General features: G+C 64.9%; 13 protein-coding genes. 6 read left to right on the top strand and 7 right to left on the bottom strand.

What is annotated here, in order from left to right; all coding sequences use genetic code 11:
* Positions 1-363 precede the first annotated feature (363 nt).
* The gene (locus tag G4G31_RS05875; protein WP_182990678.1) at positions 364-1,161 is read left to right on the top strand and encodes a class I SAM-dependent methyltransferase; all 798 of its coding nucleotides are present in this window, start codon (positions 364-366) and stop codon (positions 1,159-1,161) included.
* Positions 1,162-1,381: 220 nt separating this feature from the next.
* Here the strand turns inward: G4G31_RS05875 and G4G31_RS05870 are convergent, their stop codons facing one another.
* Complete coding sequence (locus G4G31_RS05870; protein WP_182990677.1) at positions 1,382-3,007, bottom strand: serine hydrolase; 1,626 nt, start codon at positions 3,005-3,007, stop codon at positions 1,382-1,384.
* A gap of 175 nt (positions 3,008-3,182) precedes the next feature.
* Positions 3,183-5,039: a M1 family metallopeptidase gene (locus tag G4G31_RS05865; RefSeq protein ID WP_182990676.1), complete on the bottom strand. Its 1,857-nt coding sequence runs from the start codon at positions 5,037-5,039 to the stop codon at positions 3,183-3,185.
* Positions 5,040-5,182: 143 nt separating this feature from the next.
* On the opposite strand from G4G31_RS05865, the gene G4G31_RS05860 reads away from it, so the two are divergent.
* A complete protein-coding gene (locus G4G31_RS05860) occupies positions 5,183-5,758 on the top strand; it encodes a TMEM165/GDT1 family protein (protein ID WP_182990675.1) in 576 nt (191 codons plus the stop codon).
* A 277-nt stretch (positions 5,759-6,035) separates the two neighbouring features.
* On the opposite strand, the gene G4G31_RS05855 is transcribed toward G4G31_RS05860, so the two are convergent.
* Complete coding sequence (locus G4G31_RS05855) at positions 6,036-6,983, bottom strand: PfkB family carbohydrate kinase (protein WP_182990674.1); 948 nt, start codon at positions 6,981-6,983, stop codon at positions 6,036-6,038.
* On the bottom strand, positions 6,980-7,597 hold the full coding sequence (locus tag G4G31_RS05850) for a glutathione S-transferase N-terminal domain-containing protein (protein ID WP_182990673.1): 618 nt from the start codon (positions 7,595-7,597) through the stop codon (positions 6,980-6,982). The genes G4G31_RS05855 and G4G31_RS05850 overlap by 4 nt, the downstream gene beginning before the upstream one ends.
* A gap of 146 nt (positions 7,598-7,743) precedes the next feature.
* On the opposite strand from G4G31_RS05850, the gene purB reads away from it, so the two are divergent.
* Complete coding sequence (purB, locus tag G4G31_RS05845) at positions 7,744-9,123, top strand: adenylosuccinate lyase (RefSeq protein WP_182990672.1); 1,380 nt, start codon at positions 7,744-7,746, stop codon at positions 9,121-9,123.
* A gap of 57 nt (positions 9,124-9,180) precedes the next feature.
* Here purB and G4G31_RS05840 read toward each other — a convergent pair whose 3' ends face one another.
* A complete protein-coding gene (locus G4G31_RS05840) occupies positions 9,181-11,109 on the bottom strand; it encodes a TonB-dependent siderophore receptor (RefSeq protein ID WP_229425396.1) in 1,929 nt (642 codons plus the stop codon).
* A gap of 236 nt (positions 11,110-11,345) precedes the next feature.
* Here G4G31_RS05840 and G4G31_RS05835 point away from each other — a divergent pair, with 236 nt between their 5' ends.
* From G4G31_RS05835 to G4G31_RS05825, 3 genes are read left to right on the top strand one after another with little or no spacing between them, the layout of a single operon-like run.
* Positions 11,346-11,882: a cytochrome b gene (locus G4G31_RS05835; RefSeq protein ID WP_182990670.1), complete on the top strand. Its 537-nt coding sequence runs from the start codon at positions 11,346-11,348 to the stop codon at positions 11,880-11,882.
* Positions 11,883-11,912: 30 nt separating this feature from the next.
* Positions 11,913-12,476, top strand: coding sequence for a YceI family protein (locus G4G31_RS05830; protein ID WP_182990669.1), 564 nt, complete (start codon positions 11,913-11,915; stop codon positions 12,474-12,476).
* A gap of 26 nt (positions 12,477-12,502) precedes the next feature.
* Positions 12,503-13,072, top strand: a complete 570-nt coding sequence (locus G4G31_RS05825) for a YceI family protein (RefSeq protein ID WP_182990668.1) — start codon at positions 12,503-12,505, stop codon at positions 13,070-13,072.
* Positions 13,073-13,553: 481 nt separating this feature from the next.
* Here G4G31_RS05825 and G4G31_RS05820 read toward each other — a convergent pair whose 3' ends face one another.
* Both G4G31_RS05820 and G4G31_RS05815 read right to left on the bottom strand, forming a co-directional pair.
* Positions 13,554-14,270, bottom strand: coding sequence for a hypothetical protein (locus tag G4G31_RS05820; protein WP_182990667.1), 717 nt, complete (start codon positions 14,268-14,270; stop codon positions 13,554-13,556).
* Entirely contained in the window at positions 14,185-15,045 is an 861-nt protein-coding gene (locus G4G31_RS05815) for a hypothetical protein (RefSeq protein WP_229425395.1), read from the bottom strand. The genes G4G31_RS05820 and G4G31_RS05815 overlap by 86 nt, the downstream gene beginning before the upstream one ends.
* Positions 15,046-15,243 lie beyond the last annotated feature (198 nt).

Raw genomic sequence — 15,243 nt, 5'->3', positions numbered from 1 at the left:
CCTGCCTTGGGGCGGCGCGCACACCGGCAGTGCCGCATATGTATATGTAGGACGCGTGGTCGCCGCCAGACCCATGCGCGCGGCAAACCGCTCAACATTAGCAGCAACTCAAGTATTTGAATAGGCAATCTTTGTACCAGCGCAATGTGTACATACGCCCCTTGTGGCATGGCAGTGACAGCGCTGGAGGACGTGCGGGAGGCGGTATGCACAAGGGTGTCCGCGGGGTGTCCGCCTGTCCGCGCGGACAAGGGACGGACAGGCCATGCACTTCTTCGCTTGACGTGCAAAGTTGCTTGTTCGATCATCAGGCGCAACGGCGGCGGCCATCCGGGTCGGCGCCAGACAACCAACGGAGACCCCATGAAACGACTGATCCTGGCCACGCTGCTGGCCGTGAGCGCCGCCGGTGCCACCGGCGTCGCCCACGCCGACGACGCCCTGAAAGCCGTCATCGCCGGCGAGCACCGCGCCGACAACGCCAAGCGCGACGGATACCGCCACCCCTACGAGACCCTCACCTTCTTCGGCATCAAGCCGAACATGACGGTGGTCGAGCTGGTGCCGTCTGGCGGCTGGTACACCGAGATCCTGGCGCCCTACCTGCGCGAGAAGGGCAAGTACATCGGCGCGGGCGAGGCGATCGAACCGGGCAAGCGCTATGGCGCGGCGTTCAGGAAGAAGCTCGACTCCAACCCGGCGCTGTTCGACAAGGCCGTCCCTGCCGTGTTCGAGCCGCCGACCCGTTACGAGATCGCCCCGGCCAATAGCGCCGACATGGTCCTCACCTTCCGCAACCTGCACAACTGGGTGGGAAACGGCGACGAGGCGGTTGCCAAAACCTTCAAGGAAATCTACAAGGTGCTCAAACCAGGCGGCGTGCTGGGCGTGGTCGACCACCGCCTGCCAGCTTCGATGAAGCAGGACGACAAGGCCTCGAGCGGCTACGTGCATGAGGCCTATGTGATCAAGATGGCGGAAAGCGCGGGCTTCAAGCTGGCGGCCAAGTCGGAAGTCAACGCCAATCCGAAGGACAAGGCGGATCACGAAAAAGGCGTGTGGACGCTGCCGCCGGTGCTGGCGAACAAGGACAAGGATCGCGAGAAGTACGTTGCCATTGGCGAGAGCGACCGCATGACTTTGAAGTTCGTGAAACGATAATCGCCGGTCCGCGTGGGCACGGGGCGCCCACCCTACGGCCTCCGGTCACCGCCAACGTTGGAATCGTAGGGTGGGCGCCCTGTGCCCACGCGGTACATCGTCACCTTGTACCGGCGCCGTGGCAATATCGATCGCTTTGCGTACCCTACAGCGTGGGCACGGGGCGCCCACCCTACATCAAGGGCGTTCGCAATAATCGGGGCCAGCGGCCCCGTTTTCGTTATTGCTTCTCTTTCGCCTTCACCGGCGTGAACAGCAGATCATGGAAGTCGTAGCTGAAGTCGGTCTCGGTCGACACCGCCTTCATCTTCATGCTCGCGATACTGCCGTCGTGGTCGAGCGAGAAGGTGGCATACGAGTCGGCGTTGAAGTTACGCTCCTTCCAGCGCACGATGAAGGTGTCGTGCTGGTAGTGCTCCATCTCGCCGGTCAGGTCCGGCGTGCGCGAGAACGACATCGTCAGCTTGCTGCCATTGCGCTTGACGGTGGCGGTGCCGTACCACGGATCCTGGTACTGGCCTTCGTAGGACGCCAGCGGAAGCGACGGTTTCGATGCCGCCGCACGGGTCTTCGACTCTCCCTTCAGGCGTGCCAGCTCCTTGGCATGCATCTCGTCTTCGATATCCGCGACCAGCTTGATCCAGTCGGTCGGCGTCGATCCGCTCATGTACTGGTCGAGCAGGCGATACTGCAGCGCGCTCAGCGAACCGCCGCTCTCCGCATTGGTGAGGATCGCGATGCCCAGCTTCGATTCCGGCACCAGCAGCACGCGCGAATAGAAGCCCTGCAGCGCGCCGCCGTGCATGGCCACCAGCTGGCCACGGTAGTCGCGCAGCTGGAAGCCCAGGCCGTAGGCATAGAAATTCGGCTTGGTCGCAGCCAGCGGCGGCTTCGGCGTGTTGATCTTCATCGGCGTCTGCGCCGTCCACATCTCGCGCGACTGCGCTTCGCTCCACAAGCGGAGCGGTTTGCCGTCCGCGCCCTGCTTGCCTTCCACCACGCCGCCATCGAGCAACACCTTCATCCAGCGCGCGATGTCCTCGGCATTCGTGTTGATGCCCACCGCGCCGACCGCATTCGCCACCGGCATCGATTTGACGGCGGCGATTTTGTCGTTGATCTTGCTGTGCGCGTTCGACGCATTTGGCTTGCCAGCGTTTTCCGCCAGGCTGGTAGTGGTACCGGTCATGCCGATGGGGTTGAGGATGCGCTCGCGCACGGTATCGCCCCAGGATTGTCCCGACTTCTGGGCGATGATCTTGCCCGCCACGATGTACAGCAGATTGTCGTAGGCATAGCTGCTGCGGAAACTCGTGGCCGGCTTGATGTAGCGGAGGCGCTCGATGATCTCGTCGGTGGTGAAGGTCGTGGTCGGCCACCACAGCAGGTCGCCGGCACCGAGTCCGAGGCCACTGCGGTGGGTCAGCAGGTCGCGCACCGTCATCTCGCGCGTCACGTAGGCGTCGTACATCTGGAAGTCCGGCAGGTGTTTCACGACCGGGTCGTCCCACTTCAGCTTGCCTTCGTCGACCAGCATCGCCAGGGCCGCTGCCGTGAAGGCCTTCGAGTTCGAGGCGATCTCGAACAGGGTCTGGCCGTCGACCCTGGCCGGCTCGCCGAGCTTGCGCACGCCGAAGCCCTGCGCGGCCACGACCTGCCCGTCCTTGACGATGGCGATCGCGATGCCCGGCACGTCGAAGGCTTTCATCACGCGGGTGACGTCCTGCTCGAGGTCGAAGCTCGATGCGACGGCCGGTTCGGCCGCGGGGGCCGCCGGTGTCTCGGCCCAAGCGTTGGCGCCGGCGCTGGAAAACGCGATCAGGATCGCGGCTGCAATGCGTTTCATGTGTTGCACTCTTGATTTCCTTTGCTTTCGGTCGGTTCGACCTTCGTTTGAATCTTGTTAGCGCATCGCAGCGTTGAGAAACCGTAGCGAGCGGAAGGAGGTTTGGCCGAGAAGCGCAGCTGTACAAGCGTACAGCGAGCATCGCAGGCCAAAGATCCGACGCGCAGTAGGTTTGTCAACGCTGCCTTATGAGCTTGTCGACGCTGGTTTGCGTTTCGGGGTGATAGCGCTCGCGCGCAGATTTGTAGAGGTTCTCGGCCCAGGCGCGGTCGTCAAGGTTCGCGCGCAGCGCCGTGTACAGCGGCACCACGAACTTCTGGCGGCCGACGCGCATCAGGAAGGCTTGCAGCTGCGGACGCACTTCGCGGTAGCCGGCGTGGATGGCGGCGCGGTGGAAGCGGAAGGCCACTTCGTCGTTGCTGCTTTTCGCCAGGCCGAAAGCCGCGTCGAGCTGCTGCAGGCGCGCCTTGTCCGCCTCCTTGTCGATATCGTTCAGGAACTTCATCCACTCCAGCGCCGTCCAGGCTTTCGTGTCGAGCTGCGCGGTCGTCAGCTCGCCCTTCAGCCAGGCGGTGGTGGTCGCATCCAGCGCCACCAGGCGCTGCGACTTCGCGTGCTGCGCGCCCGCCGGAATGCCGGCGCCGTGCAGCCACTCGCCCAGTTCCGCTTCGCTCATCACCTCGGGGTGCTGCGCCAGCAGATTGCTGCGCAGGTAGGCCACGAACTGCTCGGTCGTCACGCTCTGGAAGGCATGCCTGTCGAACCAGCCACGCAGGAAAGGGTCGAACACGGCGCGGCCGGCGCGCCCCTCGAGGGTGCGCAGCAGCCAGGCGCCTTTCGGGTAAGCCAGGCCTTCATCGGTGTAGGTGCTTGACCCCGTATCGGGGTCGCGCGTGAGCAGCGCCTGCTTCGCTTGCGGGATGTCCTTCAGCGATTCGATCGCCTCTTCCTGCTCGAGCTGCAGGTTCATGGTCGCCACTTCCTCGCCGTACAGCACTTCCAGGATGCGCGTCGTCACATAGGTGGTAAATCCTTCGTTGAGCCACCAGTGCTTCCACGAAGCGTTGGTCACCAGGTTGCCCGACCAGCTGTGCGCCAGTTCATGGGCAATCAGGTCGACCAGGCTGCGGTCGCCCGCGATCATGGTCGGGGTGAGGAAGGTCAGGCGCGGGTTTTCCATGCCGCCGATCGGGAACGAAGGCGGCAACACCAGCATGTCGTAGCGCCCCCAGCGATACGGACCGTACAGCGATTCGGCGGCGGCGACCATCTTCTCGGTGTCGGCGAATTCGTAGGCTGCGGCGCCGATGCGGCCCGGCTCGGCGTAGACGCCGGTGCGCCCGCCCAGGGTGCGCGCCTCCAGCTCGCCGATGCCGATCGCCAGCAGGTAGGAGGGAATCGGCTGCGGCATGTTGAACTTCCAGCCGCCTTTGCCGGTAGCCTTCGGGTCGTTATCGGCGCTCATCACGACGCGCAGGCCGGTCGGGGCCTGGATGCGCGCCGTGTAGGTGAAGCGCATCGAGGGCGTGTCCTGCACCGGCACCCAGGAGCGCGCGTTGATCGTTTCCGACTGGCTGAACATGAAGGGGCGCTTGCCCGACAGGGTTTGCGCCGGGGTCAGCCACTGCAGGGCGCTGGCGGTGGGCGCGGTGCGGTAGTAAATACGCACCTTCGGCGCCTGGGTGGCGAGGTCGATGTGCAGGGCCTGGCCTTTTTCGGAGTCGAAGGCGTCGAGCGCATACTTCACCGGCGCCCAGCGCCCGCGCGCGTCCTGGGCTTCGATCTTCGCGATCGTCAGTTCGCGCGTGTCGAGGTCGAGCCGGCGCGCGGTCTTGTCGAGCCAGTCGAGCGTCAGCTCGGCGTGTCCGGACAGGGTCTTCTTCGTGAAGTCGGCTTTCAGGTCGAGGTGGAGGGCGCGCGTGCGCACCTGGTCGATATTGGCATAGCTCAGGGGGTCGCCGGCGAAGGCGCTGCCGCCGGCTGCGCCGAGGATGGCGCACAGGCTGGCGCGCAGGAGGGGTCGGGTGTGCATTGGATCGTCGCTGTGAATGGCTGGGCCGGAAGGGCGCGAGCAGAATAGCACTTCCCGCGGCCGGGCGAAAGCGAGTCCCGGCCGCGTGCCTGGGCGGTTCGCGTAGGCGAGTCTGTTATGATCCGCCCTTTGCCAGCAGTACTATGGATGCCTTTCTGGTCGCAACCGGCATCGTCGCCCTCGCCGAAATCGGCGACAAGACGCAGCTCCTCGCCTTTTTGCTCGCCGCCCGCTTTCGCCGGCCGCTGCCCATCGTCTGCGGCATCTTTGTCGCGACGCTCCTGAACCACGCCTTTGCCGCCGCCGTCGGCGCCCTCGTCAGCGAGCTGCTCGGGCCCCAGGTGATGCGCTGGGTGCTGGGCCTGTCCTTCCTCGGCATGGCGGTGTGGACCATGATTCCCGACGAAATCGACGAGACCGAAGCTTCGCTGGCGAAATTCGGCGTGTTCACCACGACCGTGCTCGCGTTCTTCATCGCCGAGATGGGAGACAAGACGCAGGTGGCCACCGTGGCCCTGGCGGCGCGCTACACCGAGATGGCCTGGGTCGTCGCCGGCACCACCTTCGGCATGATGCTGGCGAACGTGCCGGCCGTGTATTTCGGCGAGCGCATCGCCAACCGGATTCCGCTGACGCTGGTGCACGGGATCGCGGCGCTGATTTTCGCGGGGCTGGGAATTGCGACGCTGCTGGGGATGGGCGAGAGCTTCGGGTTCTGAACGTAGGGTGGGCGCCCCGGGCCCACGCCGTGAAAGCACAAAATGCCGTACAGACGACATGGATCGCTGACCTGTCATCGAAGAAAAGCGTCCATGCCATTGGAGTCCCGACGTCCGCACTGCGTGGGCACGGGGCGCCCACCCTACAACGCCGAACGACGCGCGCCCTTCACGCCTTCAGATGCTCAACCGGCCCGCGAAACCTCGCATTGATGCATACGGGGATTGAACGCGTGGACGGGAAACCCGTCCACGCTACGTTACTCCGATCACCGTTTTACCGCCAGCGCGCTACCCAGCCGTCGTAGAAGCCCAGGTCGCGCGGGACGGCGCCGGGGATGGCGCAGATGGCGCCGGCAAAGGCGTTGGCGCGTGCCAGCGTGCGTTCGAGCGGCCAGCCGCGCAGGCGGCCCAGCAGGAAAATGGCGGAAAAGGCGTCGCCTGCGCCCACCGTGTCGATGACATAGGGCGGCGCCGGGGTGTCGCGGGTGTCGACCGTGCTGCCGTCGGCGCCGAAATAGACCGAGCCGCGGTGGCCGAGCGTGACGACCATCGCCTGCAGGCCGAACATTTTTACCAGTGCGGCGCAGGCCGAGCGCGTGTCGCCCGGTGCCAGCGGAGGGTCGCCTGGCCCGTACTGGAAAGTCCACTCGAGCAGCGTCTGCAATTCTTCCTCGTTGAGCTTGGCGATGTCGGCCGCATGCAGCGAATCGAGCACGACGCGGCGCTCGACCTGGCCGTCGCGCAGGTTCAGGTCAAGGAAGCGGGTGGCAGCGCTGGCCGCCAGCACCGTCCTGAGCGCGCTGCGCGAGCGCTCGCCGCGCTGGGCGAGCGTGCCGAAATAGATCGTGTCCGGGCTGAGGCCCGCCATGGCCGCCAGCGCCGCCTCGGGTTCGATGACATCGTAGGCCTGGTGCGGCACGATGACGAAGCGGTGGCCTTTCGGGGTGCGCTCGACCAGCACGCGGCCGGTTTCTTCGATCGCATCCACCTGAAGGCCGGCCTGCGACATGGCAAAGCGCTCGAATTCGGCGCGGATGATGTCGCCGTTGCGGTCGTTGCCGACGCGCGTGATCATCAGGCTGGGCGCCATGAAGGCGGCCAGGTGGCGCGCCACATTGAAAGGCGCGCCGCCGACGACCTGCTCGGTGGCGAAGTCGTCGACCAGGGCTTCGCCATAGACGACCGTTGCGACCGCGCCTACCGCATTGCCGGCAGGGTTCATGCCTCGAAGGGCACGGTGTCCTTGAAGGAGGCGCGTTCGTTCAGCTTGTCAGCCAGGCGGGCCAGGTTGGGATAGTCGGCGCGCCAGCCGATTTCCGGGAAGCGGAAGCTCAGCCAGCCGAGTGCGCAGCCGACCGCGACGTCGGCCAGCGTGTAGGCCTTGCCCATGCAGAAAGGCTGCTCGCCGAGCTTGTCGGACATGACTTGCAGGCCGGCGTGCACCTTGCCCAGCTGGCGGGCGATCCATTGCGAGCTTTGCTGCTCTTGCGGGCGCAGCGTTTTTTCCAGGCGCACCAGCACGGCGGCATCGAGGACGCCGTCGGCCAGCGCTTCCCACACCTTCACGTCGGCGCGGTCGCGCCCGTTCGTGGCGGGCAGCAGCTTGCACACAGGCGTGAGGGTATCGAGGTATTCGGCGATGACGCGCGAGTCGTAGATGGTGCTGCCGTCTTCCATCACCAGGCAAGGCACCTTGCCCAGCGGGTTCGACAGGTGCACCTGGGTTTCGGCGCTCCACACGTTGTCGAGCTCGAACGAGTAGTCGAGCTTCTTTTCCGCCATGACGACGCGGACCTTGCGCACATAGGGACTGGTGTTCGAACCGATGAGTTTCATAGATGCTCGGAAAGAGGAATTCAATAAGAGTATAACATCGGCCGAGTGCCCGAATCCGGCCATGCGAGCCGGTTTTGCTGTGTCCACAACAAGGCTTGACAAGCCCGCAAGTGGTAAAATCCGCGTTTTTGCACGGACCGCCCGCCATGACCGCTACCGCCCCACTTTCTTCCCTGTCGGCCCTGTCGCCGCTCGACGGCCGCTATGCCGCCAAGACCGACAAGCTGCGCCCGATCCTGTCCGAAGCCGGCTTCATGCACCACCGCGTGAAGGTCGAAATCGCGTGGCTGCAGGCGCTGGCGCTGGCGGGCTTTGCCGAGATCAAGCCCTTTTCCAGCGAAGCGAGTGCTTACCTCGACAAACTGGCGGCCGATTTCAGCGAAAGCGACGCCGCCCGCATCAAGGAAATCGAGGCCGTCACCAACCACGACGTCAAGGCGGTCGAGTACTGGCTGAAGGAACAGGTGAAGGACGTGCCGGAGCTGGTGGCGGCATCGGAATTCATCCACTTCGGCTGCACCTCGGAAGACATCAACAATACCAGCCACGGCATGATGCTGAAGGCGGCGCGCGACGGCGTAATGCTGCCGGCCCTGCAGAACATCATCGCCAGGCTGACCGAGATCGCGCACACGAATGCGGCGCTGCCAATGCTCTCGCGCACCCACGGCCAGACCGCCAGCCCGACCACGCTGGGCAAGGAATTCGCCAACGTCGTCGCGCGCCTGCAACGCGCCGTCAAACGCATCGCCGACGTCGAGATCCTGGGCAAGATGAATGGCGCGGTCGGCAACTACAACGCCCACCTGTCGGCCTACCCGGGCTTCGACTGGCCGGCGTTCTCGAAAGACGTGATCGAATCGCGCCTGGGCTTGACCTTCAATCCGTACACCATCCAGATCGAGCCGCACGACTACATGGCCGAGATGTTCGACGCCATCGCGCGCGCCAACACCATCCTGCTCGACCTGAACCGCGACATCTGGACCTATGTCTCGCTGGGCTACTTCAAGCAGAAACTGCGCGCCGGCGAAATCGGCTCGTCGACCATGCCGCATAAAGTCAACCCGATCGACTTCGAGAATTCCGAAGGCAACCTGGGCCTGGCCAATGCCGTGCTGCGCCACATGGCCGACAAGCTGCCGGTCTCGCGCATGCAGCGCGACCTGACCGATTCGACCGTATTGCGCAACATTGGCGTCGGCTTCGGCTACGCCCTGCTGGCCTACGACAGCTGCCTGCGCGGCCTGAACAAGCTGGAAGTGAACGCCGCCCGCCTCGAAGCGGACCTGGACGCGAACTGGGAAGTGCTGGCCGAGCCGGTGCAGACCGTGATGCGTCGCTACGGCATCGAAAACCCGTACGAGCAGCTGAAAGAACTGACCCGCGGCAAGGGCATTACCCGCGACGCCCTGCAGGAATTCGTCAGGACGCTGGCCATTCCCCAGGACGCCAAGGACCTGCTGCTGCAGATGACGCCGGCGAACTACATCGGCCTGGCGGCGGAGCTGGCCAAAGCGATTTGATGTCGCGTTTCGCTGGCTGACAGCCCACGCCGCAATGGCGTGGGCTTTTTTTACCCGTCACCGCTGCCACACCAGCTTGACCGCCACCGTGCGCGGCGCTTCCGAGCGCGTGGTGACGCCGCCGTATTCGGCGTGGGTGCCATTCAGGTTCCTTCCGGCGATCGAGAGCTCGAGATCGGGCCGCAGGCGCCAGCCGAAACGCGCGTCCAGTGCGGTATAGGACGGCACCGGTCCGATATCGAGTGCGCCTACCCTGCGCAGGCCGAGCTCGACTTCACGCGTTGCGTCGATGCTGTAGGTGGAACGCAACTGCAGGCTGTGCGACGGGTCGAAACCGGTACGGAGCAGGCCGGCGGCATCGTTGCTGCCGGGCTTGAGCTGCATGCGTTCGCGCATGGCCATCCAGCCGCCCGTGAGGCGCCAGGACGAGCTTGCCTGGAAGTTGCCCCACATTTCGATACCGAGCGCATGCCCCTTCATCAGGTTGGCGAAATCGACCATGGTTCGGCTCGGCGCCAGCTCCTGGGTGCGCAAGTGATCGTAATCGTTATAGAACACGGTTGCCGAGTACGACAGGCGCGGCAAGGGCTGGCCGCGATAGCCCAGCTCGAACACCTTCGCCACCTCGGAGCGCACGCGCGTGCCGCCTTCCAGGATATAGGGCGGGCGGCCGGGGATGTAGGCATCGGCGTCGAGACGCGAGGGCGCGCGCACGGCACGCGAGGCCGCCGCCCAGAATGCATGGCCAGGTGCCGCGCTCCATGACAGGCGCGCGCTTGGCAGGAATTCGGTCCCCGTGTAGTCGTTGCGTTCGACGCGCGCCCCTAGCGTCGCGCGCAGTGTCGGCGTGAGCGTGATCTCGTCCTGTGCGAACAGGCTCAGCCAGGTCTGGTTCAGCCGTTCGGGCAGGAAGGCGATATAGTCGCTGCCCTGCACGCGATCCCAGCTGTAGCGATAATTCGCACCCCAGGCAATGCTGTGGGCGCCAACAGGCGCCAGCGTGTGCTGGAACTGCAGATCGACAATGTCGAGCGATTCGGTAAAGGTCGGCGGCACTTCGCGCCGGGTATAGTCGTAATACAGCTGCAGGTTGAGACCGCCACCGCCTTGCAGCGCATGCTCCCAGCGGCCCGTCAGGTTCAGGCCGCGCGTGTCCACCGTGCCGAGCACGGGATTGGTGCCGCCAACGGCGATGGTACCCGGCGCCGGCTGGTCAAAGGCACCGCGGTTGGCGTTGCCGTTCAGGCTGAACCGGTCGGCACCGCGCTCCCAGTCGGCACGAAAGCCCAGCTGCCCCGACTGCCAGGCGTCGTCGACGGCTGCACCGCTCGCCAGTTCCGTATGCGCGCGCCCCTGCACCTTGCCGTACACACGCCAGCTATCCTCGCCACGGCGTCCGCCCTGGCGGAACGCGATGTCCGCGCCGTCGCTGGCACCGCGCAGCACCGCCAGGCTGCCCTGCGTGTCGCGCGCCGCGCGGGTCGTGATGTTGATGACGCCGTTGACCGCATTCACACCCCACAGCGTACCGCCGGGGCCGCTGATCACCTCGATGCGTTCGACGTCTTCCAGCATCAGATCCTGCACGTCCCAGAACACGCCGGAAAACAGCGGGGTATAGATCGAACGCCCGTCGATCAGCACCAGCAGCTTGTTCGGAGCGCTATTGCCGCCGCCATTCAGGCCGCGTGCCGTGATCGCATAGCCCGCGCCATTGACCTGCGCTACCTGCAAATTGGGAGCCAGGCGTAACACCTCCGGCAAGGTGGCGGCGCCGGAACGGCGGATGTCGTCGGCGGTGATGACGAACACCGAGGCAGGCGCATCGAGCAGGCGCTCCGGCTTCTTCGACACCGAGGTCACCTGGATGTTGGCGAGTTCCTCGATCGACAGGTCCGCAAAGTCAGCGCCCTGCGGCGCGGCGGGCTGCGGCTCCTCGGCCTGGGCGGCGCCGGCAAAGACGCAGGCAAGCAGCAAGGCCAGCATGCGTGGCCGCGGCAGACTCGGGTAACAATTGTGCATACAGTTCCTCAACACTGTGCGGGCAGCCCCTGCGTTCGATGGACGCGCTATATCGCGATTTTACCTGCGCGGCCCAGGCGGCTGTGCACGTTTAACAACCGGTGCTGCTGTAGAAAAAGAAATAACCGGCAGGTGAACATCGGCTGGTGCTTTTTGCTATAGTTTGGTTCTAACCAGAACCAAACCCCACCTGATCAAGCATGCAGCGCTACTCTCCCATTGCCATTGCCCTGCACTGGCTGATTGCCGTCCTGATCGTCGCCACCTTCACGCTCGGCCTGGTGATGACGGACATTCCGGGGCTGACGCCCACCAAGCTGCGCTATTTTTCCTGGCACAAGTGGGCCGGGGTGACGGTACTGGCGCTGGCCGCGCTGCGCCTGTTGTGGCGCCTGCGCAGGACGCCGCCGGCCTATCCCGACCCGATGATTGCCTGGCAGCGCAAGGCGGCCGGCGCGCTGCACGGCCTGCTATACCTGTTGATGTTCGCGGTGCCGCTGTCGGGTTATTTCTACAGCTTGTCTGCCGGCGTGCCGGTGGTATATTTCGGCCTGTTTCCGCTGCCGGCCCTGATCGATGCCGATCCGGCCCTGAAACCGGTGCTCGGCGCCCTGCACTACTGGCTCAACATGCTGCTCGCCGGCCTGGTCGTCCTGCACGTGCTGGCCGCGTTCAAGCACCTGCTGGTGGACCGCGACGGGGTCATGCAGCGCATGCTGCCCGGCCGTGCCCACTAATATCCAGTCGTTCCACATCAAGGAGTTGCGATGAAACCCCTGCGTGCCCTCGTAGCCGCTTCGCTGTTCGCCAGCGCCCTCGCCGGCGCATTCGCCACCGCCGCCGCACTCAAGACCGACCCGGCCAGGAGCAGCGTCGCCGCCGTATTCAAGCAGATGAACGTGCCGGTCGAAGCGAAATTCAAGTCCTTCACCGCCAACATCGACTACGATGCGGCGCGCCCGGAAGCATCGAAAGCGGTCGTCGAGATCCTGACGGCCAGCATGGACCTGGGCGACGCCGAATACAATCGCGAGGTTGCCAAGAAAGAGTGGTTCAATACGGCGCAGTTCCCGAAAGCGAGCTTTGTCTCGACCGCGATCAAGTCAGCCGGTCCGGGCAAGCTGAACGTGGCCGGCAAGCTGACGCTCAAGGGGAAAACTTCCGACGTGAATTTTCCGCTGACGGTGAAGACCGAAGCAGGCAAACAAGTGTTCGAGGGACAGTTACCGATCCGTCGGCTGGCTTTCAACATCGGTGAGGGCGAGTGGAAAGACACGAGCATGGTCGCCGACGAAGTTGTCATCAAGTTCCGCATCGCTGCGGGCCAATAATCACACCAACAAGGGATACCACCACGATGAAATTCAAGCTCCTGATCGCCGCCACCCTCGCCACCAGCGCCGGCATGGCCTGCGCCGCGGCCGATACCTACAAGATCGAGCCGGGCCACACCTACCCGAGCTTCGAAGCCGACCACATGGGCATTTCGGTCTGGCGTGGCAAGTTCACCAAGACCGACGGCAGCATCGTGATCGACCGTGCCGCGAAAACGGGCAGCGTCGACATCACGGTCGACATGAACAGCGTCGATTTCGGCCACGAAAAAATGAACGAACATGCCCGCAAGCCGGACATCTTCGACGTCGCCAAGTACCCGACCGCCACCTTCAAGGGCAACAAGATCCGCTTCAACGGCGACACGCCGGTGGCCGTCGACGGCGACTTCACCCTGCACGGCGTGACCAAGCCGCTGACCCTCACCATCAACAAGTTCAAGTGCATCGACCACCCGATGCTCAAGCGCGAAGTCTGCGGCGCCGACGCTTCGGCCACCTTCCAGCGCAGCGACTACGGTGTCAACGTCGGCCTGCCGCGCTTCTCGCCGGAAGTCAAACTGGCGATCCAGGTCGAGGCCATCAAGCAATAAGGTTTTTGTGGCCGTAGTCAGCGGCGGACACGGTAGGGTGGGCATTCATGCCCACGCGGATCCTGCGTGCTGCTAGCGGTACAGGCAACACCCCCACAAGCGTTTGCATGCCTTGCTGGGACTGTTACCTGCGCTGTCAGCGACATGCATCGTCCGCGTGGGCTCAAGAGCCCACCCTACGGTCGAGGCCGCGGACTGGCGGTAGGAAACCCAACTGCGGTTCCAGCACCAGTCCGTAGGGTGGGCATTCATGCCCACGCGGATGTTGCGTGCTGCTAGCGGTACAGGCAACAGCCCCACAAGCGTTTGCATGCCTTACTGGGGCTGTTGCCTGCGCTGTCAGCGACATGCATCGTCCGCGTGGGCTCAAGAGCCCACCCTACAGTATCTGCCGCGGACTGGCGATTGCGAACCCCAAACAAAAAGCCCCGCTACCTTCCGGCAGCGGGGCTTTTTACATCGAGAAACTCAATCGGTCGAATTAACGGCCGTCACGGTCCGAGTCGCCTGGAATGGCGCGCTCGACCTTGTCCCAGGCAGCGCGGCTGGCCACCTTGGCCTGGTCCCACGACAGGCGCGATTTGCCTTTCGTGGTGTTCCACTCGTCGGCCAGGTGCATCTCGTTCTGGTCGTAGCTGCCTGGATAGCGGCTCTTGCCGTTGTAGCCCAGCGCATAGGCCGGCTGGTAGTCGTCGTAGGTGTAGCCCGGGGTGTAGTGCGACTGGGTCTGGTAGTTGTCGCGCCAGTGTGCGTCTTCCTGGGCAGGGTTGACCATGCCGCCCACGCCCTTGCCGGCCATGCCGCCGACCGCGGCACCGATGCCCGCGCCAACGACCGCGCCGATCGGACCGCCAACGGCGCCGATCGAGGCACCAGCGGCAGCACCGCCACCGGCACCGACGCCCTTGGCCAGGTTATGGTCGTGCAGTTCGTCGCCCGGCTTCGAGTTGACGACTTCGCCCGTGCCCTTGCCGGCTGCACCGCCAGCCAGGCCGCCGATGACGGCACCAGCGGCCATGCCCACCGGGCCGCCGACTGCGCCGACCGAGGCACCGGCCATTGCGCCACCGGCGCCGCCGACGCCTTGCGCCAGGTTGTGTTCGTCCAGGCGGTCATCGCCTTTCGGATTGACGACTTCGCCCGCGCCGCGGCCGGCAGCACCGCCCGCCAGGCCACCGACAATCGCGCCGGCTGCCATGCCGATCGGACCGGCAACGGTACCGGCAGCCGCACCGGCGGCGGCACCGGCACCGGCGCCAACGCCCTTGGCCGGTGATGCTGCGAGAGGTCGTCACCGCCTTTTGATTGATGACTTCGCCGGCGCCCTTGCCAGCCATGCCGCCGGTGATACCACCGATGGCGGCACCGGCAACGGTACCGACCGGACCGGCTGCCGAGCCGATCGCGGCACCAGCGAGCGCACCGCCGACGGCGCCGACACCGGTACCGATCACGTGCGAAGCGCCGTGTTCGTTGAACGAACGCTCGAAGTGGGCAGCGTCTTCGTCCGAACGGGCATGCACGCCCATCACGATGCCGCCGCTCTTGATGCCTTCTTCATAGTGCGCAGCGCGCTCTTCAGGGATGCCGGCACCGATCAGTGCGCCGATCAGGTCACCGGTGATGCCGCCTGCGCCGGCACCGGCCAGCGCCGCTGCCAGAGGACCTGCCACGACCAGGCCGAATCCAGGCAGCACCGGGGTGGTGCCGACGGCGGCGATACCGGCCAGGACGGCGCCGATGGTGCCGCCGATGCCGGCGCCGATGCCCGCGCCTTCGGCAGCCTTGCTGCCCAGTTCAGTATCGGTATCGCCAAAATGGGTCTTGCGGGTCGAGTCCGACATCATCAGGTTGACGTCGTCCTTGGAGTATCCACGGTCCGACACGGTGCCGTATGCACGTTCGGCGCTGGCGCGGTCCGGGAACAGACCGGTAACCATGCGCGAATTCTGGTTGTTCGAGTTGTAGCTCATGACGTATCCCTTTCAAAGGTTCGTGGTGCGATCAGGTCCTGCAACATAGGGCGCCTAACAAAATCCTCGACAAGGCGCATCGGCAACGACGGTGCGCCATACGGCGCGACCCTGCAACGCGCCGCCGAGGGCTTGGCTAGGCGTCCTTGGGGTTGCCAGTGGTCGAACAATATGCCCCTCATCCATGCTCTTCTGTAC

Source organism: Massilia sp. Se16.2.3 (assembly GCF_014171595.1).
Lineage (GTDB): Bacteria > Pseudomonadota > Gammaproteobacteria > Burkholderiales > Burkholderiaceae_D > Telluria.
The sequence above is the reverse complement of the archived record's forward strand: the minus strand, read 5'-3'. Positions and strand labels throughout refer to the sequence as shown.

Excerpts from the sequence above, each read along its gene's own strand:
- G4G31_RS05850 (WP_182990673.1), bottom strand. The coding sequence starts at position 7,597 with ATGAAACTCATCGGTTCGAACACCAGTCCCTATGTGCGCAAGGTCCGC.
- G4G31_RS05870 (WP_182990677.1), bottom strand. The coding sequence starts at position 3,007 with ATGAAACGCATTGCAGCCGCGATCCTGATCGCGTTTTCCAGCGCCGGC.
- G4G31_RS05835 (WP_182990670.1), top strand. The coding sequence starts at position 11,346 with ATGCAGCGCTACTCTCCCATTGCCATTGCCCTGCACTGGCTGATTGCC.
- G4G31_RS05830 (WP_182990669.1), top strand. The coding sequence starts at position 11,913 with ATGAAACCCCTGCGTGCCCTCGTAGCCGCTTCGCTGTTCGCCAGCGCC.
- G4G31_RS05815 (WP_229425395.1), bottom strand. The coding sequence starts at position 15,045 with ATGAGCTACAACTCGAACAACCAGAATTCGCGCATGGTTACCGGTCTG.
- G4G31_RS05865 (WP_182990676.1), bottom strand. The coding sequence starts at position 5,039 with ATGCACACCCGACCCCTCCTGCGCGCCAGCCTGTGCGCCATCCTCGGC.
- purB (WP_182990672.1), top strand. The coding sequence starts at position 7,744 with ATGACCGCTACCGCCCCACTTTCTTCCCTGTCGGCCCTGTCGCCGCTC.
- G4G31_RS05855 (WP_182990674.1), bottom strand. The coding sequence starts at position 6,983 with ATGAACCCTGCCGGCAATGCGGTAGGCGCGGTCGCAACGGTCGTCTAT.
- G4G31_RS05820 (WP_182990667.1), bottom strand. The coding sequence starts at position 14,270 with ATGGCAGCCGGCGCGATTGTCGGTGGCCTGGCGGGCGGTGCTGCCGGC.
- G4G31_RS05840 (WP_229425396.1), bottom strand. The coding sequence starts at position 11,109 with ATGCTGGCCTTGCTGCTTGCCTGCGTCTTTGCCGGCGCCGCCCAGGCC.
- G4G31_RS05875 (WP_182990678.1), top strand. The coding sequence starts at position 364 with ATGAAACGACTGATCCTGGCCACGCTGCTGGCCGTGAGCGCCGCCGGT.
- G4G31_RS05860 (WP_182990675.1), top strand. The coding sequence starts at position 5,183 with ATGGATGCCTTTCTGGTCGCAACCGGCATCGTCGCCCTCGCCGAAATC.
- G4G31_RS05825 (WP_182990668.1), top strand. The coding sequence starts at position 12,503 with ATGAAATTCAAGCTCCTGATCGCCGCCACCCTCGCCACCAGCGCCGGC.